The 25592-nt window shown below is 61.5% G+C and carries 26 protein-coding genes; 19 read left to right on the top strand and 7 right to left on the bottom strand.

The annotated features are described in order from the left end of the window. Window positions 1-8 precede the first annotated feature (8 nt). The 10 genes from hutI to C5750_RS25140 all read left to right on the top strand — a co-directional run bounded on the left by hutI (window position 9) and on the right by C5750_RS25140 (window position 10203). Window positions 9-1202 carry an imidazolonepropionase gene (gene hutI / locus C5750_RS25185; protein ID WP_245421250.1) on the top strand — a complete coding sequence of 398 codons (1194 nt, stop codon included), beginning with the start codon at window positions 9-11 and terminating at the stop codon, window positions 1200-1202. 2 nt (window positions 1203-1204) lie between these two features. Continuing rightward, window positions 1205-2746 (top strand): histidine ammonia-lyase, encoded by a 1542-nt coding sequence (gene hutH / locus C5750_RS25180; protein ID WP_105738003.1) that lies wholly within the window; start codon window positions 1205-1207, stop codon window positions 2744-2746. After that, the gene (gene hutG / locus C5750_RS25175; protein WP_105738001.1) at window positions 2743-3549 is read left to right on the top strand and encodes an N-formylglutamate deformylase; all 807 of its coding nucleotides are present in this window, start codon (window positions 2743-2745) and stop codon (window positions 3547-3549) included. Before hutH ends, hutG begins: the two co-directional genes overlap by 4 nt. After that, entirely contained in the window at window positions 3546-5216 is a 1671-nt protein-coding gene (gene hutU, locus C5750_RS25170; RefSeq protein ID WP_105737999.1) for a urocanate hydratase, read from the top strand. Before hutG ends, hutU begins: the two co-directional genes overlap by 4 nt. Beyond that, window positions 5216-5767 carry a HutD/Ves family protein gene (locus C5750_RS25165; RefSeq protein ID WP_105737997.1) on the top strand — a complete coding sequence of 184 codons (552 nt, stop codon included), beginning with the start codon at window positions 5216-5218 and terminating at the stop codon, window positions 5765-5767. Before hutU ends, C5750_RS25165 begins: the two co-directional genes overlap by 1 nt. An 86-nt stretch (window positions 5768-5853) precedes the next feature. After that, the gene (locus C5750_RS25160; RefSeq protein WP_105737995.1) at window positions 5854-6237 is read left to right on the top strand and encodes a hypothetical protein; all 384 of its coding nucleotides are present in this window, start codon (window positions 5854-5856) and stop codon (window positions 6235-6237) included. Between the two features lie 113 nt (window positions 6238-6350). Next, window positions 6351-7715, top strand: coding sequence for a PepSY-associated TM helix domain-containing protein (locus tag C5750_RS25155; protein WP_105737993.1), 1365 nt, complete (start codon window positions 6351-6353; stop codon window positions 7713-7715). Window positions 7716-7737: 22 nt separating this feature from the next. Further along, window positions 7738-8274 carry a copper chaperone PCu(A)C gene (locus C5750_RS25150; protein WP_245421249.1) on the top strand — a complete coding sequence of 179 codons (537 nt, stop codon included), beginning with the start codon at window positions 7738-7740 and terminating at the stop codon, window positions 8272-8274. After that, window positions 8274-8864 (top strand): SCO family protein, encoded by a 591-nt coding sequence (locus C5750_RS25145; protein ID WP_105737991.1) that lies wholly within the window; start codon window positions 8274-8276, stop codon window positions 8862-8864. The genes C5750_RS25150 and C5750_RS25145 overlap by 1 nt, the downstream gene beginning before the upstream one ends. A 124-nt stretch (window positions 8865-8988) precedes the next feature. Continuing rightward, window positions 8989-10203 (top strand): Mrp/NBP35 family ATP-binding protein, encoded by a 1215-nt coding sequence (locus C5750_RS25140; protein ID WP_105737989.1) that lies wholly within the window; start codon window positions 8989-8991, stop codon window positions 10201-10203. Between the two features lie 76 nt (window positions 10204-10279). Here C5750_RS25140 and C5750_RS25135 read toward each other — a convergent pair whose 3' ends face one another. Then, a complete protein-coding gene (locus C5750_RS25135) occupies window positions 10280-11908 on the bottom strand; it encodes an alpha-D-glucose phosphate-specific phosphoglucomutase (protein ID WP_105737987.1) in 1629 nt (542 codons plus the stop codon). A 167-nt stretch (window positions 11909-12075) separates the two neighbouring features. On the opposite strand from C5750_RS25135, the gene C5750_RS25130 reads away from it, so the two are divergent. Together C5750_RS25130 and C5750_RS25125 are read left to right on the top strand one after the other, a co-directional pair. Then, window positions 12076-12330: a type II toxin-antitoxin system Phd/YefM family antitoxin gene (locus C5750_RS25130; protein WP_105737985.1), complete on the top strand. Its 255-nt coding sequence runs from the start codon at window positions 12076-12078 to the stop codon at window positions 12328-12330. Further along, a complete protein-coding gene (locus tag C5750_RS25125) occupies window positions 12330-12743 on the top strand; it encodes a type II toxin-antitoxin system VapC family toxin (protein WP_199537977.1) in 414 nt (137 codons plus the stop codon). The genes C5750_RS25130 and C5750_RS25125 overlap by 1 nt, the downstream gene beginning before the upstream one ends. Window positions 12744-12793: 50 nt before the next feature. Here the strand turns inward: C5750_RS25125 and C5750_RS25120 are convergent, their stop codons facing one another. Then, window positions 12794-13411, bottom strand: a complete 618-nt coding sequence (locus C5750_RS25120; protein WP_105737981.1) for a L,D-transpeptidase — start codon at window positions 13409-13411, stop codon at window positions 12794-12796. Window positions 13412-13591: 180 nt separating this feature from the next. Here C5750_RS25120 and C5750_RS25115 point away from each other — a divergent pair, with 180 nt between their 5' ends. Further along, window positions 13592-14086, top strand: coding sequence for an MmcB family DNA repair protein (locus C5750_RS25115; RefSeq protein ID WP_105737979.1), 495 nt, complete (start codon window positions 13592-13594; stop codon window positions 14084-14086). 1 nt (window position 14087) lies between these two features. On the opposite strand, the gene C5750_RS25110 is transcribed toward C5750_RS25115, so the two are convergent. From C5750_RS25110 to hrpB, 3 genes are all read right to left on the bottom strand, one after another. Then, window positions 14088-14651 (bottom strand): ActR/PrrA/RegA family redox response regulator transcription factor, encoded by a 564-nt coding sequence (locus tag C5750_RS25110; RefSeq protein WP_105737977.1) that lies wholly within the window; start codon window positions 14649-14651, stop codon window positions 14088-14090. 68 nt (window positions 14652-14719) lie between these two features. Continuing rightward, a complete protein-coding gene (locus C5750_RS25105) occupies window positions 14720-16024 on the bottom strand; it encodes an ActS/PrrB/RegB family redox-sensitive histidine kinase (RefSeq protein ID WP_105737975.1) in 1305 nt (434 codons plus the stop codon). A 63-nt stretch (window positions 16025-16087) separates the two neighbouring features. Beyond that, window positions 16088-18535 carry an ATP-dependent helicase HrpB gene (gene hrpB, locus C5750_RS25100; protein ID WP_105737973.1) on the bottom strand — a complete coding sequence of 816 codons (2448 nt, stop codon included), beginning with the start codon at window positions 18533-18535 and terminating at the stop codon, window positions 16088-16090. A gap of 213 nt (window positions 18536-18748) precedes the next feature. Here hrpB and C5750_RS25095 point away from each other — a divergent pair, with 213 nt between their 5' ends. The 6 genes from C5750_RS25095 to fghA all read left to right on the top strand — a co-directional run bounded on the left by C5750_RS25095 (window position 18749) and on the right by fghA (window position 24408). Beyond that, window positions 18749-20761, top strand: coding sequence for a S10 family serine carboxypeptidase-like protein (locus C5750_RS25095; RefSeq protein ID WP_105737971.1), 2013 nt, complete (start codon window positions 18749-18751; stop codon window positions 20759-20761). Between the two features lie 11 nt (window positions 20762-20772). Then, window positions 20773-21141: an EF-hand domain-containing protein gene (locus C5750_RS25090; protein ID WP_105737969.1), complete on the top strand. Its 369-nt coding sequence runs from the start codon at window positions 20773-20775 to the stop codon at window positions 21139-21141. A gap of 153 nt (window positions 21142-21294) precedes the next feature. After that, window positions 21295-22407, top strand: coding sequence for an S-(hydroxymethyl)glutathione dehydrogenase/class III alcohol dehydrogenase (locus C5750_RS25085; protein ID WP_105737967.1), 1113 nt, complete (start codon window positions 21295-21297; stop codon window positions 22405-22407). Beyond that, complete coding sequence (locus tag C5750_RS25080) at window positions 22407-22883, top strand: GNAT family N-acetyltransferase (protein ID WP_105737964.1); 477 nt, start codon at window positions 22407-22409, stop codon at window positions 22881-22883. The genes C5750_RS25085 and C5750_RS25080 overlap by 1 nt, the downstream gene beginning before the upstream one ends. Before the next feature lie 7 nt (window positions 22884-22890). Continuing rightward, a complete protein-coding gene (locus tag C5750_RS25075; protein WP_105737962.1) occupies window positions 22891-23541 on the top strand; it encodes a DUF1345 domain-containing protein in 651 nt (216 codons plus the stop codon). Window positions 23542-23568: 27 nt separating this feature from the next. Beyond that, window positions 23569-24408, top strand: a complete 840-nt coding sequence (gene fghA, locus C5750_RS25070) for an S-formylglutathione hydrolase (RefSeq protein ID WP_105737960.1) — start codon at window positions 23569-23571, stop codon at window positions 24406-24408. On the opposite strand, the gene C5750_RS25065 is transcribed toward fghA, so the two are convergent. Continuing rightward, window positions 24405-25166, bottom strand: a complete 762-nt coding sequence (locus C5750_RS25065) for an RES family NAD+ phosphorylase (protein WP_105737958.1) — start codon at window positions 25164-25166, stop codon at window positions 24405-24407. The genes fghA and C5750_RS25065 overlap by 4 nt on opposite strands. Further along, window positions 25126-25509: an MbcA/ParS/Xre antitoxin family protein gene (locus C5750_RS25060; protein WP_105738136.1), complete on the bottom strand. Its 384-nt coding sequence runs from the start codon at window positions 25507-25509 to the stop codon at window positions 25126-25128. The genes C5750_RS25065 and C5750_RS25060 overlap by 41 nt, the downstream gene beginning before the upstream one ends. Window positions 25510-25592: the final 83 nt, after the last annotated feature.

The following is a 25592-nucleotide window of genomic DNA, read 5'->3' as shown; positions in this document are numbered from 1 at the left end:
CAAGGCCGATGAGGAAAATTCTGTCCGGATTGAGGATCGCGACGCTGGAGAAGACCGGCGCACCCTATGGCCTGATCGACGCGGGTGCGATCGGTATTGAAGGGGATCGTATTTCCTGGGTCGGAACGACGGTTCCGGATGATTGGAAATCTGCCGAAGTGCAGGATTTTGGTGGCCGCCTGGCGACGCCGGCACTGATCGACTGCCACACCCATCTGGTGTTCGGCGGCAACCGCGCCCGCGAGTTTGAAATGCGCCTCGAGGGCGCAAGCTATGAGGAAATCGCCCGGGCTGGCGGCGGCATCGTTTCCTCGGTGAAATCAACCAATGGCCTTTCGGAAGATGAACTTGTTGCGCAAAGCCTGCCGCGGCTCGACACCCTGCTGGCGGAAGGCATTGCCACCGTTGAAATCAAATCCGGCTACGGCCTCAACATCGAGGCGGAGCTGAAAATGCTGCGGGTGGCGCGCCGACTCGGCACGCTGCGTCCCGTGCGCATCCGCACCAGCTATCTCGCTGCCCATGCGGTGCCGCCGGAATATCGCGGCCGCGCGGATGACTATATCAGCGAGGTTGTGCTGCCGGGTCTCGACGCTGCCCATGCGGAAGGTCTGGTCGACGCGGTCGATGGATTTTGCGAAGGCATTGCCTTCTCACCGGCCCAGATCACGCGTGTGTTCGACCGGGCGAAAGCCCTTGGCATTCCGGTCAAGCTGCATGCGGAACAGCTGTCCAATCTCGGTGGCGCCAAACTCGCCGCCTCCTATGGTGCGCTGTCTGCCGATCATCTTGAATATCTCGACGCAGACGGTGCCGGGGCCATGGCCGCCGCAGGCACGGTGGCGGTGCTTTTGCCGGGTGCCTTCTATGCGCTGCGCGAAGAGCAGGCCCCGCCGGTCAAAGCCCTGCGGGCCGCCGGTGTCCGCATCGCCATTGCCACGGACTGCAATCCCGGCACATCGCCGCTGACATCGCTGCTCCTGACCATGAACATGGCCTGCACCCTGTTCCGCCTGACCGCCGAAGAAGCGCTGGCGGGTGCAACGCGCGAGGCAGCGCATGCGCTTGGACTGCAAAACGAGCTTGGCACCATTGCGTCCGGAAAACGCGCCGAAATCGCCATCTGGAACGCCGCGCAGCCCGCAGAGCTCTGCTACCGCATCGGCTTCAATCCCCTCCATCAGCTCATCTTGAAGGCTTGACCATGACTGTCGTCCTCCACCCCGGTTCCGTTCCTCTGGCTGAACTGGAAAAAATCTATTGGCAGGGCACGCCTGTCCGGCTCGATGCCTCGTTTCACAAGGGGATTGCAGCGGCGGCTGCGCGCATCGCCGAAATCGCCGCCGGCAACGCGCCGGTCTATGGCATCAACACCGGCTTCGGCAAGCTGGCGTCGATCCGCATCGACGCCGCCGATGTGGGAACGCTCCAGCGCAATCTGATCCTGTCGCATTGCTGCGGTGTCGGCAACGCGCTGCCGGAGAACATTGTCCGCCTGATCATGGCCCTGAAGCTGATCTCGCTCGGCCGCGGCGCGTCGGGCGTACGCCCGGAACTGATCAGCCTCATCGAAGCGATGCTGGCCAAGGGCGTCATCCCAGTCATTCCCGAGAAAGGTTCCGTGGGCGCTTCCGGCGATCTGGCGCCGCTGGCGCATATGGCTGCGGCGATGATCGGCGAGGGTGACGTGACCTTTGGCGGCACGCGGATGCATGCCGGCGAAGGCCTCGCCAAGGCCGGCCTCACGCCGGTGGTGCTTGCCGCCAAGGAAGGGCTTGCACTCATCAATGGCACGCAGGTTTCAACGGCGCTGGCGCTCGCGGGCCTGTTCCGGGCGCATCGCTCTGCGCAGTCGGCGCTGATCACGGGCGCATTGTCCACCGATGCGGCGATGGGCTCCTCCGCGCCGTTCCATCCTGATATTCACACCCTGCGCGGCCATCGCGGCCAGATCGATACGGGCGCCGCGCTGCGCCGCCTGCTTGAAAATTCACCGATCCGTGCCAGCCATATTGAGGGCGACGAGCGCGTTCAGGATCCTTACTGCATCCGCTGCCAGCCGCAGGTCGATGGCGCCTGTCTCGATCTCTTGCGCATGGCGGCGCGCACGCTGGAGATCGAGGCCAACGCGGTCACCGACAATCCGCTGGTTCTCAGCGACGGCTCGGTGGTGTCGGGCGGCAATTTCCATGCGGAACCCGTTGCTTTCGCCGCCGACCAGATCGCCATTGCCATCTGCGAAATCGGCTCGATCGCCCAGCGCCGTATCGCACTGCTGGTCGATCCGGCGTTGAGCTACGGCCTGCCCGCCTTCCTTGCCCGCAAACCGGGTTTGAATTCCGGCCTGATGATCGCCGAGGTGACGTCGGCCGCGCTGATGTCGGAAAACAAGCAGATGTCGCATCCGGCTTCGGTTGATTCCACGCCGACCTCGGCCAATCAGGAAGACCACGTGTCCATGGCCTGCCACGGCGCGCGGCGCCTGTTGCAGATGACGGACAACCTGTTCTCCATTATCGGCATCGAGGCATTGACGGCCGCGCAGGGCATTGATTTGCGCAGCCCGCTGCAGACGAGCCCGGAACTTACCCGCGCCCATGCAGCCATCCGTTCCGTCGTGCCCACGCTGGACGAGGACCGCTATATGGCGCCGGATCTGAAGGCCGTGTCCGATCTCATTGGTTCCGGCGTGCTCAATGCTGCGATTTCCCCCGACATCCTGCCAGCACTGGATACCGCCCTATGAGCGTTGTCGACGTCAAACAGGGATCGTCCCCGGTCATTCTCGGCCTGCCGCACACGGGCACGGAGGTTCCCGCCGATATCTGGGCGCGGCTCAATGAGAACGGACAGCTGCTGGCCGATACGGACTGGCATATCCACACGCTTTATGACGGACTCCTGCCGGAAGCGACGACCGTGCGCGCCACCTTCCACCGCTATGTCATCGATGCCAACCGCGATCCGGAGGGCGTCAGCCTCTATCCTGGACAGAATACCACCGGTCTCATCCCGGAAACGGATTTCGACGGCAAGGCAATCTGGCGCAATGGCGAAAAACCCGCTGCCGCCGATACGCAGAAGCGGCTTGAGCATTTCCACAAGCCTTATCACGCCGCCCTGGCGGCCGAGATCAAGCGTGTACAGGATATTCACGGCCTCGCCATTCTCTATGATTGCCACTCTATCCGCTCGCACATCCCGTTTCTGTTTCAGGGCAAGCTGCCGGATTTCAACATCGGCACCAATCAGGGCACGAGCTGTGCGCCCGAAGTGGCTGCCGCAACCGGCCGGTTTGCCTTTGCGGCACCCGGCTATGACGGGGTGATGAACGGGCGCTTCAAGGGCGGCTGGACAACGCGCCATTACGGCAAGCCGGAAAAGGGTGTGCATGCCATCCAGATGGAGCTGGCGCAGTCCACCCATCTGCAGACCGAAGCGCCGCCCTTTGCCTATGATGAGACGAAGGCCGAGCGCCTGCGCAAGCATCTCAAGGACATTCTCGAAAATCTCGAACAAACCGCTTTCAAGCTGGGGAGCTTAAAATGAACAATCCACGTCATAACATCCGTGAAATCCGCAGCCCCCGCGGTCCGGAACTCAATACCAAATCCTGGATGACCGAAGCGCCCCTGCGCATGCTGATGAACAATCTCGACCCGGATGTGGCCGAAAACCCCAATGAGCTGGTGGTCTATGGCGGCATCGGCCGTGCCACCCGCACATGGGACGATTTCGACAAGATCGTCGCAACCCTGAAGACCCTGAACGAGGACGAGACCCTGCTGGTGCAGTCCGGCAAGCCGGTCGGCGTGTTCCGCACCCATGCCGATGCGCCGCGCGTCCTCATCGCCAATTCCAACCTCGTTCCCCATTGGGCGACATGGGATCATTTCAACGAACTGGATAAGAAGGGCCTGGCCATGTACGGCCAGATGACCGCCGGTTCGTGGATTTATATCGGCACGCAGGGCATCGTACAGGGCACCTACGAGACCTTCGTCGAGGCGGGCCGCCAGCATTATGGCGGCAATCTCAAGGGCAAGTGGATTCTCACCGGCGGCCTTGGTGGCATGGGCGGCGCGCAGCCGCTGGCAGCTGTCATGGCAGGCGCCTGCTGCCTCGCCATCGAGTGCAATCCCGATTCGATCGATTTCCGCCTGCGCACCCGTTATGTCGATGCCAAGGCCGAAACGCTGGATGAAGCGCTTGCAATGATCGACCGCTGGACCAAGGCCGGTGAAGCCAAGTCCGTAGGTCTCCTCGGCAACGCTGCGGATATCCTGCCGGAACTGGTGCGCCGCGGTGTGCGCCCCGACATTGTTACCGACCAGACCTCGGCGCATGATCCGATCAATGGCTATCTGCCAAAAGGCTGGTCGATCGCCGAATGGAAGGCCAAGCGCGAAAGCGACCCCAAGGCTGTCGAGAAGGCTGCCCGCGCGTCGATGCGCGAGCATGTGGAGGCGATGATCGCTTTCTGGAACGCCGGCGTGCCGACGCTCGACTATGGCAACAATATCCGCCAAGTCGCCAAGGACGAAGGGCTGGAAAATGCCTTCGCTTTCCCCGGCTTCGTGCCCGCCTATATCCGTCCGCTGTTTTGCCGCGGCATCGGTCCGTTCCGCTGGGCGGCGCTGTCGGGCGATCCCGAGGATATCTACAAGACCGATGCCAAGGTGAAGGAACTCACCCCCGGCAATACCCATCTGCACAACTGGCTCGACATGGCACGCGAGCGCATCGCGTTCCAGGGCCTGCCGGCGCGCATCTGCTGGGTTGGTCTGGGCGACCGTCACCGCCTTGGTCTTGCCTTCAACGAAATGGTGCGCAATGGCGAACTCAAGGCGCCCATCGTCATCGGCCGCGATCATCTCGATTCCGGTTCCGTCGCCTCGCCGAACCGCGAGACGGAAGCGATGAAGGACGGGTCGGATGCCGTTTCCGACTGGCCGCTGCTCAATGCGCTGCTCAACACGGCATCGGGCGCCACATGGGTGTCGCTGCATCATGGCGGCGGCGTCGGTATGGGCTTCTCGCAGCATGCGGGCATGGTGATCTGCGCCGATGGCACGGACGATGCCAAACGGCGGCTTGAACGGGTTTTGTGGAACGATCCGGCCACCGGCGTCATGCGCCATGCGGATGCGGGCTACGAGATCGCCATCGATTGCGCCCGGGAGAAGGGCCTCAACCTGCCGGGTATTCTCGGCTGATGCGCATCCTGCGTTCGGCCGGGCACCGGCAGATGCCTTGGAAAAACGGCAAGGGTGTTACCACCGAGATTGCGGTTTTTCCCGAGGGCGCGCCGGTCGACGGCTTCGACTGGCGCATCAGCATGGCAAAAGTTCCGGAGTCGGGCCCGTTCTCGGCCTTTCCCGGCGTCGACCGGGTGCTGGCCGTGCTGGACGGCGAGATGGTGCTGACCGTGGATGGCCAATTGCCCGAAACACTTGGTCCGTCATCTCGTGCCATCGCCTTTCCCGGCGATATTCCGACGCATGCGGTGGTGCTGCATGCGGTCACGGACCTTAACGTCATGGTCCGCCGCGGAAAATTTTCGGCGCGGGTCAAAAGGTGTGACGACCCGATAGTTGCCGGCAAGGGCAGCCATACATTTCTGGTCCTGCGCAGCGCGGCGAAGCTCGCAACCGGCGAAAAACTTGGCGCAAATGACGTATTGCACCTCACCAACGCCGAAACGGTGACGTTCGCAGATGTGCCTTCGGGCGCATGGCTGGTGGAGATTGATGGTCTTTCCGCCTAGACGATCCAGCATTTGTCGCTTTGCCGCATAGATTTCCCGCGCAAGCTGCGTTATCTGGTTAGCCGGAAACGCAAAACGGGGATGTGATGCGCAAATTCGGATACGATTGGCAACTGGCGGTGCGCATGCTGTGCGCGCTGGCGCTTGTCTTCGTCGCCTTTGCCCATCAGCCTGTCATCGCAGCATCCAATGATCAGATTGATCTTGCCGCCTATACGCTCCCCGATGGCACCGTTCCTGTGCTCTGCCTTCCCGGCAGCGGCGACCAGGACCCGCATAAGAACGCATGGCACGGCACGGGCTGCGAGGCCTGCCGCCTGTCCGCTTCGTTCATTCTCCCGGTTCCGCCTCACACCGGCGGTCAGCGCGTGGAACCGGCGGTATCGCTCGCCATCAAGCGCGAAGCGGTGCTGATTGCCCGCAGCCTCTATCCTCCGGCAGCGCCGCCCCAGGCTCCCCCTCTCGTCTGACACCAGACTTTTCGAACGCTGGTCCTCCATCGCTCGGAAAGGCCGCGCCATCTGGCGCCCTCATTGGTCTTTCACAGGCCAATCACTATTGCTGTCAGACGATTGGAACACGCATGAGCGTCTCAAGCATGGCTTCGGAGAAGCCCAAGGACATCAGTCAATCCCTCTACCGCGCCATCTGGCGCTGGCATTTTTTCGCCGGCCTTCTGGTCATTCCCTTCATGCTCAATCTCGCCATCACCGGCGGGCTCTATCTTTTCAAGGATGAAATCGACAATACCGCCTTTGCCTACCGCAATGTCGTGACGCCGCGCAGCGAGGTGCTCGCCCCGTCGCTGCTGATCAGGAACGCCGAGGCTGCCGTTCCCGGCGCAACCATCCTGCGCTATCGCGACCCGTCCGCACCGACCCAATCCGCCCGGGTCATCCTCGGTACGGATGCCGGGAAGGTCCTCGTTTTCGTCGATCCCTATACCGGCTCGGTGCTGGGCAAGGTTGCCGAGAAGCAGGAATTCAATTGGGTTGTGCGCAAGATTCACAGCCTTGTCTATTTCGGGCTGGCGCTTGACCGGGTGGTCGAGGCGGTTGGCGGTCTTGCGCTGATCCTTGTCGTCACCGGCTTTTATCTGTGGTGGCCGCGCAAGCAGAAGGGTGGCGTCATCACGGTTCGCGGTACGCCCGACAAGCGCATCTTCTGGCGTGACCTGCATGCGGTGACCGGCGCGGTGGCCGGGGCTTTGATCTTCTTTCTCGCCATTACCGGCATGCCGTGGTCGGCCTATTGGGGCGACAAGCTCAATACCACCCTGGCGGACAAGGGGCTTGGATACCCCACGCTGCTCTGGAACGACGTTCCGGTGTCGAAAATTCCGACAAAGGATGTGCTGACAGAGGCTGGCTGGACCGTCGAAAACGCCCCTGTCCCGACCTCGACAGCTGATGGGGCCGTCAAAAGTGTCGGCCTTGACCGGATCGTGGCGTCCGCCAGGGCCGAAGGCATCACGCCGGGCTTCGAGGTGTCGTTGCCGTCGGGACCGGACGGCGTCTATACGGCGGCGATTTTCCCGGACGATATCGCCAGGCAGCGGACGATCCATTTCGATCAGTATACCGGCAAGCCGCTGGTTGATCTGAAGTTTGCCGATTATGGCGCCGGTGCCAAGGTGATCGAGTTCGGCATCGGCGTGCATATGGGGCAGTATTGGGGCCTTCTCAACCAGATCGTCATGCTTGTCACCTGTTTCGCCATCATCCTTGCAGCGGTTTCCGCCGTGGTCATGTGGTGGAAACGCCGTCCGTCCGGGCGTCTGGGGGTGCCGCCCATGCCGTCGCAAAAGAGCGTCTTTGCCGTGTTGACCCTGGTCATCCTCGGCTTCGGTGTCCTCTTCCCGCTCACGGGTTTTGCCATTCTCGCCATGCTGGTTCTCGATCAGTTGATCCAGCGTGTTCCTTCCCCGCTCAAACGCGTATTCTCATAAACAACGGAACTGGAGAACGTCCATGAAATCCACTCTCAAATTTGCAATGTTTGCATTGCTGGCCACCTCGGTTGCCTCGCCTGTATGGGCCCATGACCATGCGGCCATGAGCAAGGGCGATGCAGCCAAGATGCAGAAACACGAAGCCACGGATGCGGTCAAAGTCGGCAATCTCGTGTTCACCGATGCCTTCACCCGCGCCACATTGCCGGGTGCCAAGGTTGGCGGCGGTTATATCTCGATTACCAACGAGGCCAAGGAGGCGGACCGCCTGCTTGGCGGTTCCAGCCCGGCCGCCGCGCGCGTCGAAGTCCATGAAATGAAGATGGATGGCGAGGTGATGAAAATGCGCAAGCTCGCGGACGGCGTGGAAATTCCTGCCGGCGGAACCGTAGAGCTTGAGCCAGGCGGCATGCATCTGATGCTGCTGGAGATCAAGCAGCCCTTGAAGAAGGGCGAAGATGTCCCGGTAACCCTCGAATTCGAGAAAGCCGGCAAGGTTGAAATCAAACTGAAAGTGGAAGCCGCCGGTGCGACCTCCACGGGGCATGGCCAGTAATGAACGTCCGCAGCGTCCGCATCGCACTCTGGTCGGTCATCGCGGTTCTGATGATCTTCCTGGCCTTTACCTATTACAGCGCCCGCAAGGGCAATGAGATAGAACCGGTGAAGCTGGGCGTGCCATTTTCGCTGATCGACCAGAATGGTGCGCCGATCACCGAAGCGGCATTCCAGGGACATCCGACAGCCCTGTTCTTCGGCTTCACCCATTGCCCCGAAGTCTGCCCGACAACACTGTTTGAAATGGCGGGCTGGCTCAAGGCATTGGGCGACGAAGGCAAGGACTTGCGCGTCTTCTTCATCTCTGTCGATCCCGAACGGGACACGCCCGAGGTGATGAAGGGCTACACGGCGGCCTTCACCGACCGGATCACCGGCATCACCGGCGATCCCAAGGAAATGGAAAAGGTCATCAAGGGCTGGAAGATCTATGCCCGCAAGGTGCCGACGGAAAATGGCGACTACACCATGGATCACACGGCATCGGTGATGCTGCTCGACCGGGATGCCCGCCTGAAGAGCACCATCGACTACAAGGAAACCACAGATGTAGCCCTGAAGAAGCTGCGGCTTCTCCTTGGCTCCTGAGTTTCATCTGCCAGGAACGGGGCCGTACGCGGCCCCGTTCACGCGGGAAGGTGCGCTTTGCCCCATTGGCGTTTCTGCTCAACTGCACTATGTGAAGCGGTAAGAAACAAAAGGGACAAAAAGCATGGCAGGCGTGAGCAAGGATCAGGTTCTCGATCAGCTGAAGACGGTGACCGGGCCTGATTTCAACAGCAATATTGTCGATCTGGGACTTGTCTCGGATATTTTCATTGCTGACAACAAGGTGTTTTTCTCCATCACTGTGCCGGCTGCGCGGGCACAGGAACTGGAGCCGTTGCGCGCCGCTGCCGAACGCGTTGTCAAGAATATGCCGGGTGTCGCCGGAGCCATTGTCGCCCTGACCGCCGAAAAGCGCGGCGGCCCGACCAGTGATGACGCGGTGCCGCGTCCCGCACCGGCAGCGCCGCAACGCCCCGCACAGCGCCCGGCACCGGCTGGTGCAGTCCCGCCGCCACGTGTTGCGGCCCAGCCGCAGTCCGGGCACGGTCATGCCGCCGCCCCGGTCAAATCGGGCGTTCCCGGCGTTGGCGCGATCATTGCCGTCGCCTCGGGCAAGGGCGGCGTCGGCAAGTCGACGACCGCGGTCAATCTGGCGCTCGGTCTGCAGGCCAACGGCCATCGTGTCGGCATTCTCGATGCGGATATCTATGGGCCGTCCATGCCGCGCCTGCTGCATCTCTCCGGCCGCCCGGAAGTCGTTTCCGGCCGTGTGCTCAAGCCCATGGAGGGCTATGGCCTGAAGGTCATGTCGATCGGTTTCCTGGTCGACGAGGAAACCCCGATGATCTGGCGCGGCCCGATGGTGATGTCCGCGCTGACGCAGATGCTGCGCGAGGTGCAGTGGGGTGAACTTGACGTGCTGGTGGTCGATATGCCGCCCGGCACCGGCGACGCCCAACTGACCATGGCGCAGCAGGTACCGCTTGCCGGGGCTGTCATCGTCTCGACACCGCAGGATCTGGCGCTGATCGATGCGCGCAAGGGGCTGAACATGTTCAAGAAGGTCGATGTGCCCCTGCTCGGCATTGTCGAGAACATGAGCTATTTCATCGCGCCCGATACCGGCAACCGCTACGACATTTTCGGCCATGGCGGCGCCAAGGCTGAAGCCGAACGGCTCGGTGTTCCCTTCCTTGGCGAAGTGCCGCTGGTGATGGAAATCCGGGAAATGTCGGATGCCGGCAAGCCGGTCGTCATCAGCAATCCGGAAGGGCCGCAGGCGAAGGTCTATCGCGAGATCGCCGCCAGGGTCTGGGACCAGCTGCAGGCGGCAAAGGCCGATCCCGGACGGACGGCGCCAGCGATTGTTTTCGAGTAGCAGGACGTTTTCCCTGCGCTCTGACAAAGAAAAGCCCGCCTCTTTGGCGGGCCCTTCGTTTTAAGGGAAGCAGTTCTCAGGTAATGACGCTCGGCTTGTCGCGGCCGGTGCGTGTCTTGATTTCGGTGAGCTCATCGGCGGCGCGGATGAGGTCGGCAAGCGCGCTTTGCGTTTCAAGATCGTGGCGCTTGGGGTCGGCCTCGTAGCGTTCGATATAAAGCCGCAGCGTTGCGCCCGACGTGCCTGTCCCGGAAAGACGCAGGACAATGCGCGATCCGCCGTTGAAGAGAATACGGATGCCTTGATGCTCACTCACCGATTTGTCGACGGGGTCATGATAGGCAAAATCATCGGCCTTGGTGATCGTCAGTCCCTGCACAGTCTTGCCCGCAAGCGTCGGCAGCTTGGCCCGCAAGGCGTCGATCAGGCTGTTGGCCGCGCCTGAATCCACCTCCTCGTAATCGTGGCGGGTGTAGTAGTTGCGCCCATAGTCGGCCCAATGTTCCCGCGCGATCTGCTGGACGCTCTCCTTGCGCACGGCGAGGATATTCAGCCAGAGCAGCACGGCCCACAGGCCATCCTTTTCGCGGACGTGATTGGAGCCGGTGCCCGAGCTTTCCTCGCCGCAGATCGTTGCCATGCCGGCGTCGAGCAGGTTGCCGAAGAATTTCCAGCCCGTCGGTGTCTCATACATGCCGATCTTCAGCTTTTCGGCCACGCGGTCGGCGGCGCCGCTGGTCGGCATGGAGCGGGCAATGCCCTTCAGCCCGGCCTTATAGCCTGGCGCGAGATGCGCATTGGCCGCCAGCATCGCCAGCGAATCGGACGGGGTGACGTAGATGCCCTTGCCGATGATCAGGTTGCGGTCGCCATCGCCATCGGATGCGGCGCCGAAATCCGGACCATCCGGCGACATCAGGAGGTCATAGAGATCCTTGGCATAGACGAGATTGGGATCGGGATGATGCCCGCCGAAATCCTCCAATGGTACGAAGTTCACGCAGGTTCCGTCCGGTGCCCCGAGGCGGTGCTCAAGGATTTCCTTGCCATAGGGGCCGGTCACCGCATGCATGGAATCGAACCGCAGGGTGAAGCCCGACTTGATCAATGCGCGGATCGCATCGAAGTCGAACAGCGTTTCCATCAGTTCGGCATAATCAGAGACGGAATCGATGATTTCGACATCCATGCCGGCAAGCTGCTGCTTGCCAATGGTGTCGATGTCGATATCGGCGGCGTCAGCGATCAGATAGCGGTCGATGACCTTGGAGCGGGCGAATACCGCCTCCGTGATTTTTTCCGGGGCGGGGCCGCCATTGCTGATATTGTACTTGATACCGAAATCTTCGGTTGGCCCGCCGGGATTGTGGCTGGCGGACAGAACGAGTCCGCCGAAGGCCTTGTACTTGCGGATGACATTGGAAGCCGCCGGAGTTGATAGAATGCCGCCCTGGCCGACGAGAACGCGTCCAAATCCGTTGGCAGCGGCCATTTTCACGGCAATCTGCACGACATCGCGATTGTAATAGCGGCCGTCGCCGCCGATCACCAGTGTCTTGCCCTTGAAGCCGTCGAGGGAATCGAAGACCGACTGGATGAAATTCTCGACGTAATTGGGCTGCTGGAATTCGGGAACCTTCTTGCGCAGGCCGGACGTTCCCGGCTTCTGGTCATCGAACGGCGTGGTGGCGATGGTTTTGAACATGTGGACCTTCCCGGTTATGCGCATCGGCAGCAATCTATGGGTGCCATGTCGATCAGGTCAACACGGCAAAAATCAGTTCGGCAAATAAATCAGATTGCGGTAACCGGATGATGTTTGCCCGCAGTTCCGGTTTGTAGTAACGTATCTACAATTTAAAGAGGTGCATTGTGGGCATTACAACTGTTTCGAGCAGAGAATTCAATCAGCATGCCAGTGACGTCAAAAAGGCGGCAAACAATGGCCCCGTATTCATCACGGATCGGGGCAGGCCTGCCCATGTCCTCCTGAGCATGGAAGAATATCTGAAGCTCACCGGAGGACAGGAGAGCCTCGCCGATGTGCTGGCGCAACAAGAGCCTTCGGATTTTGATTTCGACATACCCAGTCTGAATATACGGTTTCGTCCAGCCGATCTGTCCTGATGTTTATTCTGGATACCAATTTCATTTCCGAAATGCGCCGGCCGGACAGAGCCGATGCGAACGTCATGGCATGGGCGTCGACCATACCATTCTCTCATTTTTTCATCTCGGCAATCACGATACTGGAAATTGAACAGGGTCTGCTGCTCGTGGAGCGGCGTGATATGCAACAAGGAGCGATCCTGCGCCTGTGGCGGGACAATTGGGTGTTGCCGCGGTTCGAGGGAAGAGTTCTCGCAGTGGACACGGCTGTCGCACAACGCTGCGCGCACCTTCACGTCCCTGATCCTCAATCGGAGCGCGATGCGCTTATCGCTGCAACGGCCCTGGTCCATGGCATGGTTGTGGTAACCCGCAACATTGCGGATTTTGCATCGGCAGGGGTCCGGACCCTCAATCCCTGGAACATATGAAAAAGGCCGCCTTGCGGGCGGCCCTTTCATGCAAATCGTCGATCGGCAAATTACAGCACGACCACTTTCGCACCCACCTCGGCACGGTTGAAGAGGTCGATGATGTCCTGATTCATCAGGCGGATGCAGCCCGAAGACATGGCCTTGCCAATGGACCACCATTCCGGCGTGCCGTGCAGGCGATAGCCGGTATCGCCGCCCTTGTTGAAGAGGTAGAGCGCACGGGCGCCGAGCGGATTCTGCAGGCCCGGGTCCATGCCGTCGCGGAACTCAGCCAGCTCAGGCTTGCGCTTGATCATTTCCTTCGGCGGCGTCCAGGTTGGCCATTCGCGCTTCAAGGCAACGCGTGCCGAACCATGCCATTCAAAGCCCTGCTTGCCGACGCCGATGCCGTAGCGCATGGCGCGGTCGTCACCGAGGACGAAGTAAAGGAACTTTGCCTTGGTATCGACAACGATTGTCCCTGGGGCTTCACCGCCATCATAGCGAACTTCCTGACGCAGGAACTGCGGGGAAATCTTGGCGCGGGGAATGGCAGGAAGCACATAACCGGCGTCGGTCACGGAGGAGTAGGAGGCAGTGGAATAGTTGAAGCCGATCGTGGAACAGCCGGTCAGAGCAGTTGCACCCATCAGCCCAACTGCCAGGACGATTGTCTTGAGTTGCATAGTCACCCCATCAAGTATTAGCCGAATCTAAGGCGATTCAGTTGTCTTCCCTCATTACTGCCATTATTGTTAATGCTTGATTAACCGTAAAGCGTAGTTTTCTGTTAACCATACTTATCCTCAACCAAGTGGTGCATTTTTGCCGTATTCGGTTGTAGCGATCTCAGCGATACTTGCACCATGCCCCTTGTGATTCCCGGTCAGACCAGCCCACTCATCGATGGTCGTCAGTCAGAGAACGCCATGCTGGTGCGCCGCGGTGTGCAGCGGCTGTTTCTTGACCTTGGTCTGGCGGTGATGCCGGAACTGCCGCTGGCTTCGGGACGGCGCGCCGATCTGGTTGCCGTGTCGCGCAGCGGTGAGATCTGGATTGTCGAGATCAAATCATCGATCGAGGACTGGAAGGTCGACAAGAAATGGCCGGACTACCGGGCCCATTGCGACCGGCTGTTCTTTGCCACCCATCCCGGCGTTCCCGCTGATATTTTCCCGCAGGACTGCGGGTTCATCCTGTCGGATGGCTATGGCGCGGAAATCCTGCGTGAGGCGCCCGAGCACAAATTGTCCGGGGCGACGCGCAAGGCGATGACCCTGCGCTTTGCGCGGGTCAGCGCGGCGCGCATGACACTGGCCGAATTGTCCGGAATTCACTTGCCCGAAACGGATATGGAATAGGTCAGCGCGGGGCGCGCTTTGCAAGGATGCGCTGCAGGGTACGCCGGTGCATGTTGAGACGGCGGGCCGTTTCGGAAACATTGCGGTCGCACATTTCATAGACGCGCTGGATATGTTCCCAGCGGACACGATCGGCCGACATCGGGTTTTCCGGCGGGGCAACCTTGGCGCCGGAGCGGCGGGTCAGCGCGGCAAACACCTCATCGGCATCGGCGGGCTTGGACAGGTAGTCGATGGCGCCGAGCTTGACGGCATTGACCGCTGTCGCGATGTTGCCGTAGCCGGTCAGGACAATGGCGCGGGTGTCTTCGCGGCGCGCCCGGATTGCCTCGATGATATCAAGGCCGTTGCCGTCGCCCAGCCGCATGTCGACCACCGCATAGGCCGGCGCATGTGTCTTGACGCTGGCAAGTCCCGCCTCGACCGATTCAGCGGTTGCAACGGTGAAACCGCGGGATTCCATGGCGCGCGCCAGGCGCTGCAAAAAGGGCTTGTCGTCGTCGACCAGCAACAGTGTCCGATCGCCGCCTATGGCCGCAATATCGTCCTGATCCGTGTGTTCCATCAGGGTTTCCTGCTCATTTCTTATAAATATACTCCGTTAATGGTTCGCAATGAACAAAAAGTCAAAGGTTATCCGTTTTGTTCATCAAGTTGATTGCGCGGCCATGTCACGACAACTTCTGCGCCTTGCCCCGGATCATTGCGATTACGGAAGGTGATGGCGGCGCCGGAACGCTCCAGCAGGGTTTTGGCGATGAACAGCCCCAGGCCGAGGCCGCCGCCATGTTCATTGCTCTCGCGGTCGCGCCCGGTGGTATAGGGCTCGCCGATTCGGTCGAGAATATCAGCCGGGAAACCTTTGCCGTCATCGGCAACGACGATCTGCACGGTCTTGTCGGTCCAGCCCCAGGAGACCTGGATGGTTTCGCGGGCAAAGTCCACTGCGTTCTCCACCAGATTGCCAAGACCGTAAATGATTCCCGGATTGCGGCGGATGACCGGCTCGTTGCCTTCGCCGCGCAGTTTCGTCACCTCGATGCCGATACCGAAATTGCGGTTGGGCTCGATGACTTCCTCGATCAGCGAGGAAATCTTCAGCCGCGACATGTGTTCCTCGCTTTCGGAGGACAGGCTGGTCAGCCGTTTCAGGATTTCCCGGCAGCGGTCGGTCTGCGAGCGCAACAGCTCGATATCCTCGGCGAAGCGATCGTCCTGCGCCAGCGCCCGCTGCATTTCCTTGGCGACAAGCGCAATGGTTGCAAGCGGTGTGCCCAGTTCATGCGCCGCCGCCGCGGCAAGGCCATCGAGCGCGGAAAGATGCTGCTCGCGCTGCAGGATGAGTTCAGTCGCCGTGAGCGCATCCGCCAGAAGCCGGGCTTCCTCGGCAACGCGGTAGGCATAGACGGCGGTGAAGACCAGCGCCGAAACAACGGAACACCACACCCCTGCAATCAGCACGAACGGCAGCTGCAAGGTCTGGTCGGGATACCAGGGCAGGGGCAGGTGGAAATAGGCAAGGGCCGTCGCGCAGACCGTCACGAGGACACCGAGCGTTACGGTCGACGAGGCGGGCAGGGAGGTTGCGGAGATGATGACCGGGACGATCATCAGCACGGCGAAGGGATTTTGCAGCCCGCCGGTCATGTAGAGCAGGCCCGCCACCTGCAGGATATCGAAGGCGAGAACGGTGATGGCCGCGCGCGGTTCAAGCCGGTGGTTGATCGGGTAGCGAAACGACAAAAGGAGGTTCAGCCACGCCGAGCAGGCAATCAGCGCAAAGCAGATGCTGACCGGGAACGGAAATTTCAGATAGAGCGCGACGAAGAGAACCGCGATGCTCTGGCCCGCCACGGCCAGCCAGCGCAGGCGGATCAGCGTCGTCAGCCGCAGCCGCCGCGACAGGTATGAGGAACGTATGCTGAATTCTTGAACCATGGGCGAGCTTTAGAACAAACCCGATGCAAAGGGAATTCTCGTTTTGCATCGTTTGCCGCGCGCCTATGTGCCGCGCGGTTTGGCCCGGGCCGTGGGCAGCGCCTGCGCCGGGTCTTCCGGCCAGACATGCCGGGGATAACGCCCGCGCATGTCGCTGCGCACATCGGCCCAGGAGCCTTTCCAGAAGCCCGGCAGGTCACGGGTGATCTGGATCGGCCGGTGCGCCGGGGAGAGAAGTTCGAGCAGCAGCGGGATGGTTCCGCCGGCGATGGCAGGATGAACCCCGAGCCCGAACAGTTCCTGCACGCGCACCGCGAGAACCGGGTCATCCGCATCGTAGCGGATGCGAATGTTCGAGCCGGTCGGCACCGCGAAATGCGTCGGAGCCAGTGCATCGATCCGGCGCTGCAGGTCATGGGGCACCAGCGCGCGCAGCCCTTCGACAAGCACATGCGCCGGGATCTGGTTGAGATTGGCCGTGCCGGGCAGGAACGGCAGCAGCCAGTCGTCGAGCGCGGCGATCAGGTCGGCATCGGCCATCGACGGCCAGGGCGCGCCGAGGCCCTTGTGCAGCCAGGCAAGCCGGCGGCGCAGGATCGTCGCCTCCTTCGGCCAGGGCAGGATATCAAGACCATGGCTGCGCACCGCCTCGACGACGCCCTGATTGGCCTGATCGCCGCTGGGGGCGGGCAGCGTCTTTTCCGCCAGGGCAATGGCGCCGATGCGGGTGGCATCGCGCGCCTGCAGCGCATTGCGGTTTGCGTCGTAGGTGACCTGCCGGCCGCTGACGATGCGATCGCCGAGCGCGTCGCGGATCTCGGCTTCGGTTGTCTCCGCCGCTGCCAGTATCCGCGCCTTGCCGGCCCGGCCCGCCAGATCGGCGACGACGAGCCACGGCGCGCGCGCCAGCGAGGTCGCCGCATCCATGTCGCCGCCGCGGCCGTTGGCCAGCGTGAACTGGCCGTTGCCGCGCGCCTTGGCAATGCGGTCGGGATAGGCATCGATCAGCAGGCGCCCGGCACTTTCCGGCTCCGTGCCCTGCACGGCATCCCGCCCGGCGAGCCGCTTTGCCAGCCCGCGCGCCCGCGTTGCCCGCTCGCCGCGTTCGCGCTGAAAACGTGCCAGTCGCACGTCGAGGTCGATGTCATTGCCGCCCAGTCCGCGTTCGGTGAGGAGCACGGCGAGGTCCGCCGCGCGCCCGCCCTGTCCGCGTTCCCGCGCGGTCAGCACCATATGGGCAAGGCGGGCCGGCAGGGCGAGGGCGCGCATGGCGTGGCCCATCGGGGTGATGCGGTCGCCATCGAGCGCCCCGAGATTGTCGAGCAAGACCTTGGCTTCCCGGATGGCGGGGGCGGGCGGCGCATCGAGAAAGGCCAGGCTGCGCGGGTCGGCAACGCCCCAGGCAGCGCAGTCGAGCACGAGGCCGGTCAAATCAGCCTCGAGAATTTCCGGCGGGGCAAAGGCCTCCAGCGCCGCCGTCTGTTCGGCGCGCCACAGGCGCAGGGCAATGCCGGGCTCCGTGCGTCCGGCACGGCCCGCGCGCTGGTCCACCGCCGCGCGCGCCGCCCGCACCGTCTCCAGCCGGGTCAGGCCGGTGGCCGGTTCGAATTTCGGCAGCCGCGCCAGGCCGCTGTCGATGACGACGCGCACGCCGTCAATAGTGATTGAGGTCTCGGCGATGGATGTCGCCAGCACCACCTTGCGCCTGCCCGGCGGCGCCGGGCGGATCGCCGCATCCTGGTCGCGGCCCTCCAGCGCGCCGTAAAGCGGCACGATCAGCGTATCGGCGCCCACGCGCCCCTCCAGCGCTTCGGCGGTGCGCTCGATCTCGCGCTGCCCGGGAAGAAAGGCCAGAATGCTGCCCGTTTCCGTTGCCAGCGTATCGCGGATCGCCCGCGCCATGGCCTCTTCGATCTTCTCATCCGGCCTGCGCTCGCGATAGCGCGTTTCGATGGGAAAGGAGCGGCCCTTGCTTTCCAGCACCGGCGCATCGCCGAGAAGCTGCGCCACGCGTGCGCCGTCGAGCGTGGCCGACATGACGAGAAGCTTCAGGTCCGGGCGCAGCGCCGCCTGCACGTCGAGCGCCAGCGCCAGGCCGAAATCGGCATCGAGGCTGCGCTCGTGAAATTCGTCGAACAGCACGGCGGCGACACCGGCAAGATCGGGATCGTCGAGGATCATGCGGGCGAACACGCCTTCGGTCACCACGAGGATGCGCGTCCTCGCCGACACCCTGTTTTCCAGCCGCATGCGGTAACCGACGGTGGCACCCACCTCCTCATCCAGCAGGCTGGCCATGCGGCTGGCGGCAGCGCGGGCGGCAAGACGGCGCGGTTCGAGGAGGATGATGGTCCGGTCGCCGCGCCATGGCGCATGGAGGAGATGCAGCGGAATGAGCGTGGTCTTGCCGGCGCCCGGCGGCGCCACCACAACCGCCGCCGTGCCGCCCGCCAGCGCACCGTCCAGCGCGGGAAAAATCTCGGTCACGGGCAGGAGGGGCAGGTCAGGCACGGCAAAATCCAGTGGTGAAATCTCCGGCCGTTTTGACAAGGTTTGTGGCGTTAAGTCCATCCTTTTCTCTGTGGTGACGGAGGGATGCGGGCGGTCACAACCTCTCAACGTTTCTCCGGTTGTTGAGACTTTCGCTCAATTGACAGCACCTCATCCCATTTGACAGCTTGGCCTTTTTCAAAAGCATTTTTAAAACTGGGGAATTTTTCACACATGAAATTACGAATTCTCTCGCTGTCAATGCTGGCTGCATTGGCCGCCTGCAACAACAGTGCCGACAGTCCCGTTTCCGAAAGCACGTTTGCGTCCGAAGCGGTGCCCGTTGCTGCTGTGGAATCGAATGAAGCGCCCACAGCTAAAATCCAGCCCGAAGCAGTATCGCTTGAAACTGCTCATATTCGTGCCGACGATCTGATCGAAGCGGGACATTTTATCGACGCTGCCAAAATTTTCGAAGCCGCTGGTCTGACTGTGGAAAATAGCTTGCTGCGTACGGTTGAGGCCTTCCTGGTTGAGGGCAAGATTGCGGAGGCGGCCGGTGAACTAACGAAGATTGCGCCTAAAAAGGCCGTGGCGGCGCTCTATGCAAGAGCTGGTCTGGACGAGGAAGCGTACAAGCTCTACGCGCCCGCGGACTATGTGCTCGAAGACAACGCCAAATATAGCGGCCTCCCGCGTGCTTATCTTGCTGCAGCTATCGATGAAAAACCCGCTGTGATGCACCATAAGATGACGCTGAACGGGCAAAGCTTCTGGTACACCGCGTCGGCCGGTCATCTGACCGCCTATGCCAAGAATCCGGAAAAGCAGTATCCACAGGCGTCAATCTTCTACACAGCCTATACGCGCGACGATTTGTCGAAGGAAAATCGTCCTGTCACCTTCTTCTTCAATGGTGGGCCGGGCGCTTCATCAGTCTATCTGCATCTCGCCTCGTGGGCACCCAAACATGTTGTCATCGATGCGCTCAACGTGCCGGATGTGTGGGCCGACGGGCGGCCGCAGGAATTTCCCTTCATCGACAGTCAGGAGTCGCTGATCGACAGGACCGATCTCGTCTTTGTCGACATTGTTCCGGGCAGCGGATTTTCCGAAGCCATCGCCCCAAATACCAATCTGACCTTCTGGGCGACTGACAAGGACGTTGAACTTTCCAGGCAATTCATCACGCGCTACATCAATTTCAATCGTCGGCAGGAATCGCCGAAATATCTCTATGGCGAATCCTATGCCGGCGGCATCCGCGTGCCCAAACTCACCCTGGCATTGGTGGATGCAGGCACTGACGGTTATGAGAAGGCCGAAGGTGCCGACAAATCCAAATTCAAGGCCCTCTCTGGATCTGTGTTCCATTCACCTGTGTTCGACTACAGCAGTGCGGATCAGATCGACGGCGACTTTCCCACCTTTGCCATGGTCGCCGACGCTCTGGGAAAATCCACCGCGCGCAGCAAAGAGACCTCGCTTGAGTCTTACGCCGCAACCCTCGGGGATATTGCCGCAAAATACGCCCGCGACCTAACTTTTATCGCCTCGCCCTATACAGGCCTTCCGAAGCGAATACCCGCCTACTCCGGGGGCGAACTAAATTTCAAACCGTACGCTGCAGCCTTGATGCCCGGCTATGATTTCAATGCCTATGATGGGCGAATGCATGTAAAACTAAAAGAATTAAATCCGAAATATCCGAAGTTGGGCTTTAAGGCATTGAAGTATAATTTCGATCACTTCGAAGAAGATGCCTTGAACAACAGGATCACCAGTTACCTGCCGGCACATGTCAACTACAAGCCGCGCGCGCGCTATATCAATGCGTCCTGGCAGACGCCGGATCCGGATGCGGTGAAAGGACCAGAGCTGGCATTCGAGCTTTGGCAAGACAAGGCTGGTGCAACTGGTTTGCCCAATATCGTGGCGGCCATTGCGCGCGATCCTTCGCTCAAGCTTTTGACCGTGCATGGTTACTACGACACAATAACGCCTTTCCATCGCTCAGAGCTTGACCTTAAAGATGCTGCTCTCGACAAACGGGTTCCGGTAAAGAATTTCGTGGGTGGGCACATGATCTATTATGCCCAGGAATCGCGGCCATCGCTGATAAAGGCGCTCGATGAATTCTACGACGCGCCGCCCTATGGCACCGGGCCGACGATTGCCAAAGCTCAATCCTTGCGTCCTGCATTGTCGCAAGACGCCGCACCCATCCCCGCTGCAGCCCTCAAATAGGAGAGCGATCCATGTCCCGCATAATCTTCATTTCGCTCCTCCTGACCTCGCTGGCTGGTGGGTCAGCCCAAGCCGGTGATCGTGTCTGGCGTCCTGAGCCAGGCACAAAATCAGTCAAGCAGGATGCAATCTCGATCCAGAGGCAGCTTGATCAGGAACTGCGAGCCAAGTTCGATGCAGTTGCATCGTCCAATCATCTTCTGACTGCGCAAGCGGCAGGCAACGCCGGCTGGGGCTTCATCGCCGAGCATTTTGCACAGATCGACAAGGACCGGGACGGTTACATTACCTTCGATGATGTGCAGACCTTCCTTGATGCGCGTTCGCCCCTCCCGGCAGCAAGAGCAAGGGCTGCAAAGAAGGTGCAGGTGGTCGAGTAAGAGAAAGCCGCTGCGGGAGCAAGGCGCGTCAAGAAGCGCCTTCCCCGACCAGAAATGTCGCCGATTTGATTGACGATCCCCGGTGTGATCCTGATAGTGCACAACTGCAAATCAGTAGACCGCACTTTGAAAGACGCATCAGGGAGAATCCGCATGAAATCGCGCGCCGCCGTTGCCTGGGAAGCCAGGAAGCCACTGACCATCGAAACCATCGAGATCGGCGGGCCGAAGCCGGGCGAGGTTCTGGTGGAGGTCATGGCCACCGGCGTGTGCCATACGGATGCCTACACGCTCTCCGGCCTTGATTCCGAAGGCAAATTTCCCGCCATTCTCGGCCATGAGGGCGCGGGCATCGTGCGCGAGCTTGGCGCCGGCGTCACCTCGCTGAAGGTCGGCGACCACGTCATTCCGCTCTACACGCCCGAATGCCGCCAGTGCAAGACCTGCCTGTCGCAGCGCTCGAACCTGTGCACCTCCATCCGCTCGACCCAGGGGCAGGGCGTCATGCCCGACGGCACCAGCCGCTTCTCCTGCGACGGCGGCGAAGTCTTCCATTACATGGGCTGCTCCACCTTTTCCAATTTCACCATCCTGCCTGAGATCGCGCTGGCCAAGGTGCGCGAGGACGCGCCCTTCGACAAGATCTGCTATATCGGCTGCGGCGTGACCACGGGCATCGGCGCCGTCATCTATACCGGCAAGGTCTGGCCCGGCGCCAATGTGGTGGTGTTCGGTCTCGGCGGCATCGGCCTCAATGTCATCCAGGGCGCCCGCATGGTCGGCGCCGACAAGATCATCGGTGTCGATCTCAACCCCGCCAAGGTCGAGATGGCGAAAAGATTCGGCATGACCCATTTCGTCAATCCCAATGAGGTCGGCAACGACAAGGTGGTGCAGGCCATTCAGGATCTGACCGATGGCGGCGCGGATTTCTCCTTCGATGCAACCGGCAACACCAATGTCATGCGCCAGGCGCTCGAATGCTGCCATCGCGGCTGGGGCACCAGCATCGTCATCGGCGTGGCCGAAGCCGGCAAGGAAATCGCAACGCGGCCGTTCCAGCTCGTTACCGGGCGCAACTGGCGCGGCACGGCTTTTGGCGGCGCGCGCGGGCGCACCGATGTGCCGAAAATCGTCGACTGGTACATGGAAGGCAAGATCGAGATCGACCCGCTCATCACCCACACCATGCCGCTCGAGGACATCAACACCGCCTTCGACCTGATGCATGAGGGCAAATCGATCCGCTCGGTCGTGGTCTTCTGATGGCCGGTGACGGCTACAGGGTGGATGTGCGCGGGATGGATGCGTTCAGCCCGCGCGATCTCTATGCCATGCTGCGCCTGCGGGTCGATGTCTTCGTGGTCGAGCAGAAATGCCCCTATCCGGAACTCGACGGCAAGGATGGCGAAGCGCTGCACCTGCGGCTTCTCCAGGGCGATGCGCTGGTGGCGAGCGCCCGCCTGCGCCCGCCGCATGGCGGCATGGATGCGGCGCGCATCGGCCGGGTCGTCGTTTCGCCCGCGCATCGCGGCCAGCGGCTCGGCGAGACGCTGATGGCAGAGGCCATTGCCGCCTGCGAAACCCGCTTTCCCGGCCGCCCCATCGCGCTGTCGGCACAAAGCCACCTGCAGCGGTTTTATGAATCCTTCGGCTTTCTGCCGGTATCGGGCGAATATCTGGAAGACGGTATTCCCCATGTCGACATGCAGCGGCCCGTGACGGCCCAGACATCGCGGTAGACGGCCGATGCTGCGCCGGCACAACCCCTTTTATATCGCCGCCATCGCCGGTCTCGCCGCGCTGGCGCTTGCCCTGATGTTTTATCCGCATCTTGCCTATGTGCTCGGGGCAAACACCTTCTTCATCGTCTATCTCATCCTGACGGCGTTCAAGATCCGCCGGCTGACGGCGGATTTTCTCCGGAAGAATGCCGCCCGTTCCGACGAACCCATGGCGATCATCTTTGCCGTTACCCTCGGCACGGTTGTCGTGGCGGTGGGCTCGCTTTTCGTGCTGATCAACAGCGGCAAGAACCCGCAGCTGATCAATCTTGTGCCCGCGCTGGCCGCCGTGCCGCTGGGCTGGGCGACCATCCATGCCATGGCCGCCATCCATTATGCCCATCTCTACTGGCAGCCGGATGAAACGGTAGAGGGCACCAAGGACAAGCCGCGCAAACATGTGGGCGGGCTGGATTTCCCCGGCGAAAAGGAGCCGGGCGGCATCGAGTTTCTGTATTTCTCCTTTGTTATCGGCATGACCGCGCAAACCTCCGATACGGCGGTCACCAGCACCGAAATGCGCAGGGTCAACCTGCTGCACGCCATCGTTTCTTTCTTCTTCAACACGGTGCTTGTCGCAGCGGCGGTCAATGTCGCTGTCGCGCTCGGCCAGTAATCAGCTCAAAAAACCACGGGAATTGTCATGGAAACGCTATCGATCGCCAGAAGTTTTGACGGCACGCAGGGTGTCTACCGCCATCGCAGCGATGTCTGCCAGTGCGACATGACTTTTGCGGTGTTCCTGCCGCCGCAGGCCAAGGATGGCCCGGTGCCGGTGCTGTGGTATCTCTCGGGCCTCACCTGCACCCACCAGAACGTCATGGATAAAGGCGAATACCGCCGGGCGGCGGCCGCGCACGGCGTTGCCATCATCTGCCCGGATACCAGCCCGCGCGGCGATCACGTGCCGGATGAAAAGGACAATTGGCAGTTCGGGTCCGGCGCCGGATTTTATCTGGATGCGACCGAGGCGCCCTATGCCGCCAACTACCGCATGGCGAGCTATATCGCGCAGGAGCTGCCGGCGCTGATCGGCGCCAATTTTCCCGTCGATATGGCGCGGCAGGGTATTTTCGGTCATTCCATGGGCGGGCACGGCGCCATCACGCTGGCGTTGAAACACCCCGGCCGTTACCGTTCGGTTTCCGCCTTCGCCCCGATCGCCCGGCCGGGTGTCGCGGGCTGGTCGCGTCCGGCCTTTGAAAAATATCTCGGCACCGATGAGGCGGCCTGGCGCGCCTATGACAGCGTGCTTTTGATCGAGGACGGTCACCGCGTGCCGGAACTGTTGGTGGATCAGGGCAAGGCCGACGGCTTTCTCGATGACGGCCTGCGCCCGTGGCTCCTGGAAGAGGCGTGCCGGCATGCCAACATTCCGCTGACGCTCCACATGCGCGATGGCTACGACCATTCCTATTTCTTCATTTCCACCTTCATGGCCGATCATATCGCCTGGCACGCCGTGCGGCTCGGTTCGTCTTAACGGCGCAGCACCCCGGCCATGCGCGGGTCGCGGGCAAAGATCGCGCGGCTGAAACCCAGCCGGATGTCCGGCTGGTCGCAGATGGCCTTGACGCCGTAATCGGAAAACACCAGCCGCCACGTGGTCGTATGCGTGGGGCGCGGCATGGCAAAGGCGCCGCATGTGAGCAGGGCCAGATTGGCGCCGCCCGCGGGGTCGCGCACCGACTGGTAGCGGATGATCTCGATGCCTGCCTGATGCGCCGCGTCGGCCAGCGCAAGGCAGGCCGAATAGTCGGTCAGGTGGGTCCAGTACTCCGCATGCCGGGCAAAGGGGGCTGCCGTCAGATCAATGCCGCGCTTGGTTGCATAGCGGCTTTCGAATGCGGTGAATTCCAGCGCATTGCGCGGCCAAGGTGTTCCCGGACTCTCGCTGAAGAACAGGAGGCGGTAGAATGCCGTCTCGGCCACTGCCGTTTCAACCGCTTCGCTGGCATAGAACACGCCGGGGGAATAGCCCTCGCGCCGGAAGCGGGAATTGCCGGGATAACGGCCGTAGCGGAACGGTGTTGCCAGGAGATAATCGAGCCGGGCGCAATCCGGCGGCAAAGGCGGCTTGGTCGCTTCGATCTCGTCCTCAAGCAGAGCCTGCTCGTCGAGCGTATCGACAAGTTTCATGGTGGAAACGCGGTGTTGTGCCTCGACGAGACGCCAGCAGGCGCCATGCCGGTCGCGCGCCTCAGATCGGAGCGCGTCGGGCGTCCAGATAGGCAAGGACATGGGCGAGACCGTCAATGGTTTTGATGCGGTTGAGCGGCTTGCCCCCCAGCATGCTGTTGTCGGTGCGGATCCACTGCCGGGCGACGCTGTCGTCACCGCCGACAATGGCGTCCAGCGAGCGATAGAGCCGGATGAAAAGCAGCGCCAGTTCGTAACTCTTGCCGGTGAGCGGCGCGCCATCCTCGCTGCGCTTCAGGCGCGAAATGCTGGGTTCCGACAGGCCGACCACGGTCGACAGTTCCTTGGCGGTCAGCCCGAGCAGTTCGGACGACCGCAGCAAGGCCTTGGAAACAACGGCGGTCTTGCTGGTGTGTTCCGGTGTGCGTTGGGTGAGTGCCGACATATCCAAACCTTTCATCTGAAAGGAATATAGCTTTAATTTCAGGTGAAATCAATGGGTGAGGATTTTGGTTGTCTGGCAGCCAT

It is taken from the genome of Phyllobacterium myrsinacearum, assembly GCF_002980555.1.
Taxonomy (GTDB): domain Bacteria; phylum Pseudomonadota; class Alphaproteobacteria; order Rhizobiales; family Rhizobiaceae; genus Phyllobacterium; species Phyllobacterium myrsinacearum.
This window is presented reverse-complemented; position numbering and strand designations above follow the sequence as displayed.

What these genes read in the sequence shown, in the direction of transcription:
- C5750_RS25110 (WP_105737977.1), bottom strand. Translation starts at nt 14,651, where the DNA reads ATGGAACACACGGATCAGGACGATATTGCGGCCATAGGCGGCGATCGG.
- C5750_RS25120 (WP_105737981.1), bottom strand. Translation starts at nt 13,411, where the DNA reads ATGCAACTCAAGACAATCGTCCTGGCAGTTGGGCTGATGGGTGCAACT.
- C5750_RS25160 (WP_105737995.1), top strand. Translation starts at nt 5,854, where the DNA reads ATGCGCAAATTCGGATACGATTGGCAACTGGCGGTGCGCATGCTGTGC.
- C5750_RS25105 (WP_105737975.1), bottom strand. Translation starts at nt 16,024, where the DNA reads ATGGTTCAAGAATTCAGCATACGTTCCTCATACCTGTCGCGGCGGCTG.
- C5750_RS25140 (WP_105737989.1), top strand. Translation starts at nt 8,989, where the DNA reads ATGGCAGGCGTGAGCAAGGATCAGGTTCTCGATCAGCTGAAGACGGTG.
- C5750_RS25090 (WP_105737969.1), top strand. Translation starts at nt 20,773, where the DNA reads ATGTCCCGCATAATCTTCATTTCGCTCCTCCTGACCTCGCTGGCTGGT.
- C5750_RS25075 (WP_105737962.1), top strand. Translation starts at nt 22,891, where the DNA reads ATGCTGCGCCGGCACAACCCCTTTTATATCGCCGCCATCGCCGGTCTC.
- C5750_RS25135 (WP_105737987.1), bottom strand. Translation starts at nt 11,908, where the DNA reads ATGTTCAAAACCATCGCCACCACGCCGTTCGATGACCAGAAGCCGGGA.
- C5750_RS25060 (WP_105738136.1), bottom strand. Translation starts at nt 25,509, where the DNA reads ATGTCGGCACTCACCCAACGCACACCGGAACACACCAGCAAGACCGCC.
- C5750_RS25150 (WP_245421249.1), top strand. Translation starts at nt 7,738, where the DNA reads ATGAAATCCACTCTCAAATTTGCAATGTTTGCATTGCTGGCCACCTCG.
- C5750_RS25145 (WP_105737991.1), top strand. Translation starts at nt 8,274, where the DNA reads ATGAACGTCCGCAGCGTCCGCATCGCACTCTGGTCGGTCATCGCGGTT.
- hutG (WP_105738001.1), top strand. Translation starts at nt 2,743, where the DNA reads ATGAGCGTTGTCGACGTCAAACAGGGATCGTCCCCGGTCATTCTCGGC.
- C5750_RS25065 (WP_105737958.1), bottom strand. Translation starts at nt 25,166, where the DNA reads ATGTCCTTGCCTATCTGGACGCCCGACGCGCTCCGATCTGAGGCGCGC.
- C5750_RS25080 (WP_105737964.1), top strand. Translation starts at nt 22,407, where the DNA reads ATGGCCGGTGACGGCTACAGGGTGGATGTGCGCGGGATGGATGCGTTC.
- hutH (WP_105738003.1), top strand. Translation starts at nt 1,205, where the DNA reads ATGACTGTCGTCCTCCACCCCGGTTCCGTTCCTCTGGCTGAACTGGAA.
- hutI (WP_245421250.1), top strand. Translation starts at nt 9, where the DNA reads ATGAGGAAAATTCTGTCCGGATTGAGGATCGCGACGCTGGAGAAGACC.
- C5750_RS25095 (WP_105737971.1), top strand. Translation starts at nt 18,749, where the DNA reads ATGAAATTACGAATTCTCTCGCTGTCAATGCTGGCTGCATTGGCCGCC.
- hutU (WP_105737999.1), top strand. Translation starts at nt 3,546, where the DNA reads ATGAACAATCCACGTCATAACATCCGTGAAATCCGCAGCCCCCGCGGT.
- fghA (WP_105737960.1), top strand. Translation starts at nt 23,569, where the DNA reads ATGGAAACGCTATCGATCGCCAGAAGTTTTGACGGCACGCAGGGTGTC.
- C5750_RS25125 (WP_199537977.1), top strand. Translation starts at nt 12,330, where the DNA reads ATGTTTATTCTGGATACCAATTTCATTTCCGAAATGCGCCGGCCGGAC.
- C5750_RS25165 (WP_105737997.1), top strand. Translation starts at nt 5,216, where the DNA reads ATGCGCATCCTGCGTTCGGCCGGGCACCGGCAGATGCCTTGGAAAAAC.
- C5750_RS25085 (WP_105737967.1), top strand. Translation starts at nt 21,295, where the DNA reads ATGAAATCGCGCGCCGCCGTTGCCTGGGAAGCCAGGAAGCCACTGACC.
- C5750_RS25115 (WP_105737979.1), top strand. Translation starts at nt 13,592, where the DNA reads ATGCCCCTTGTGATTCCCGGTCAGACCAGCCCACTCATCGATGGTCGT.
- C5750_RS25155 (WP_105737993.1), top strand. Translation starts at nt 6,351, where the DNA reads ATGAGCGTCTCAAGCATGGCTTCGGAGAAGCCCAAGGACATCAGTCAA.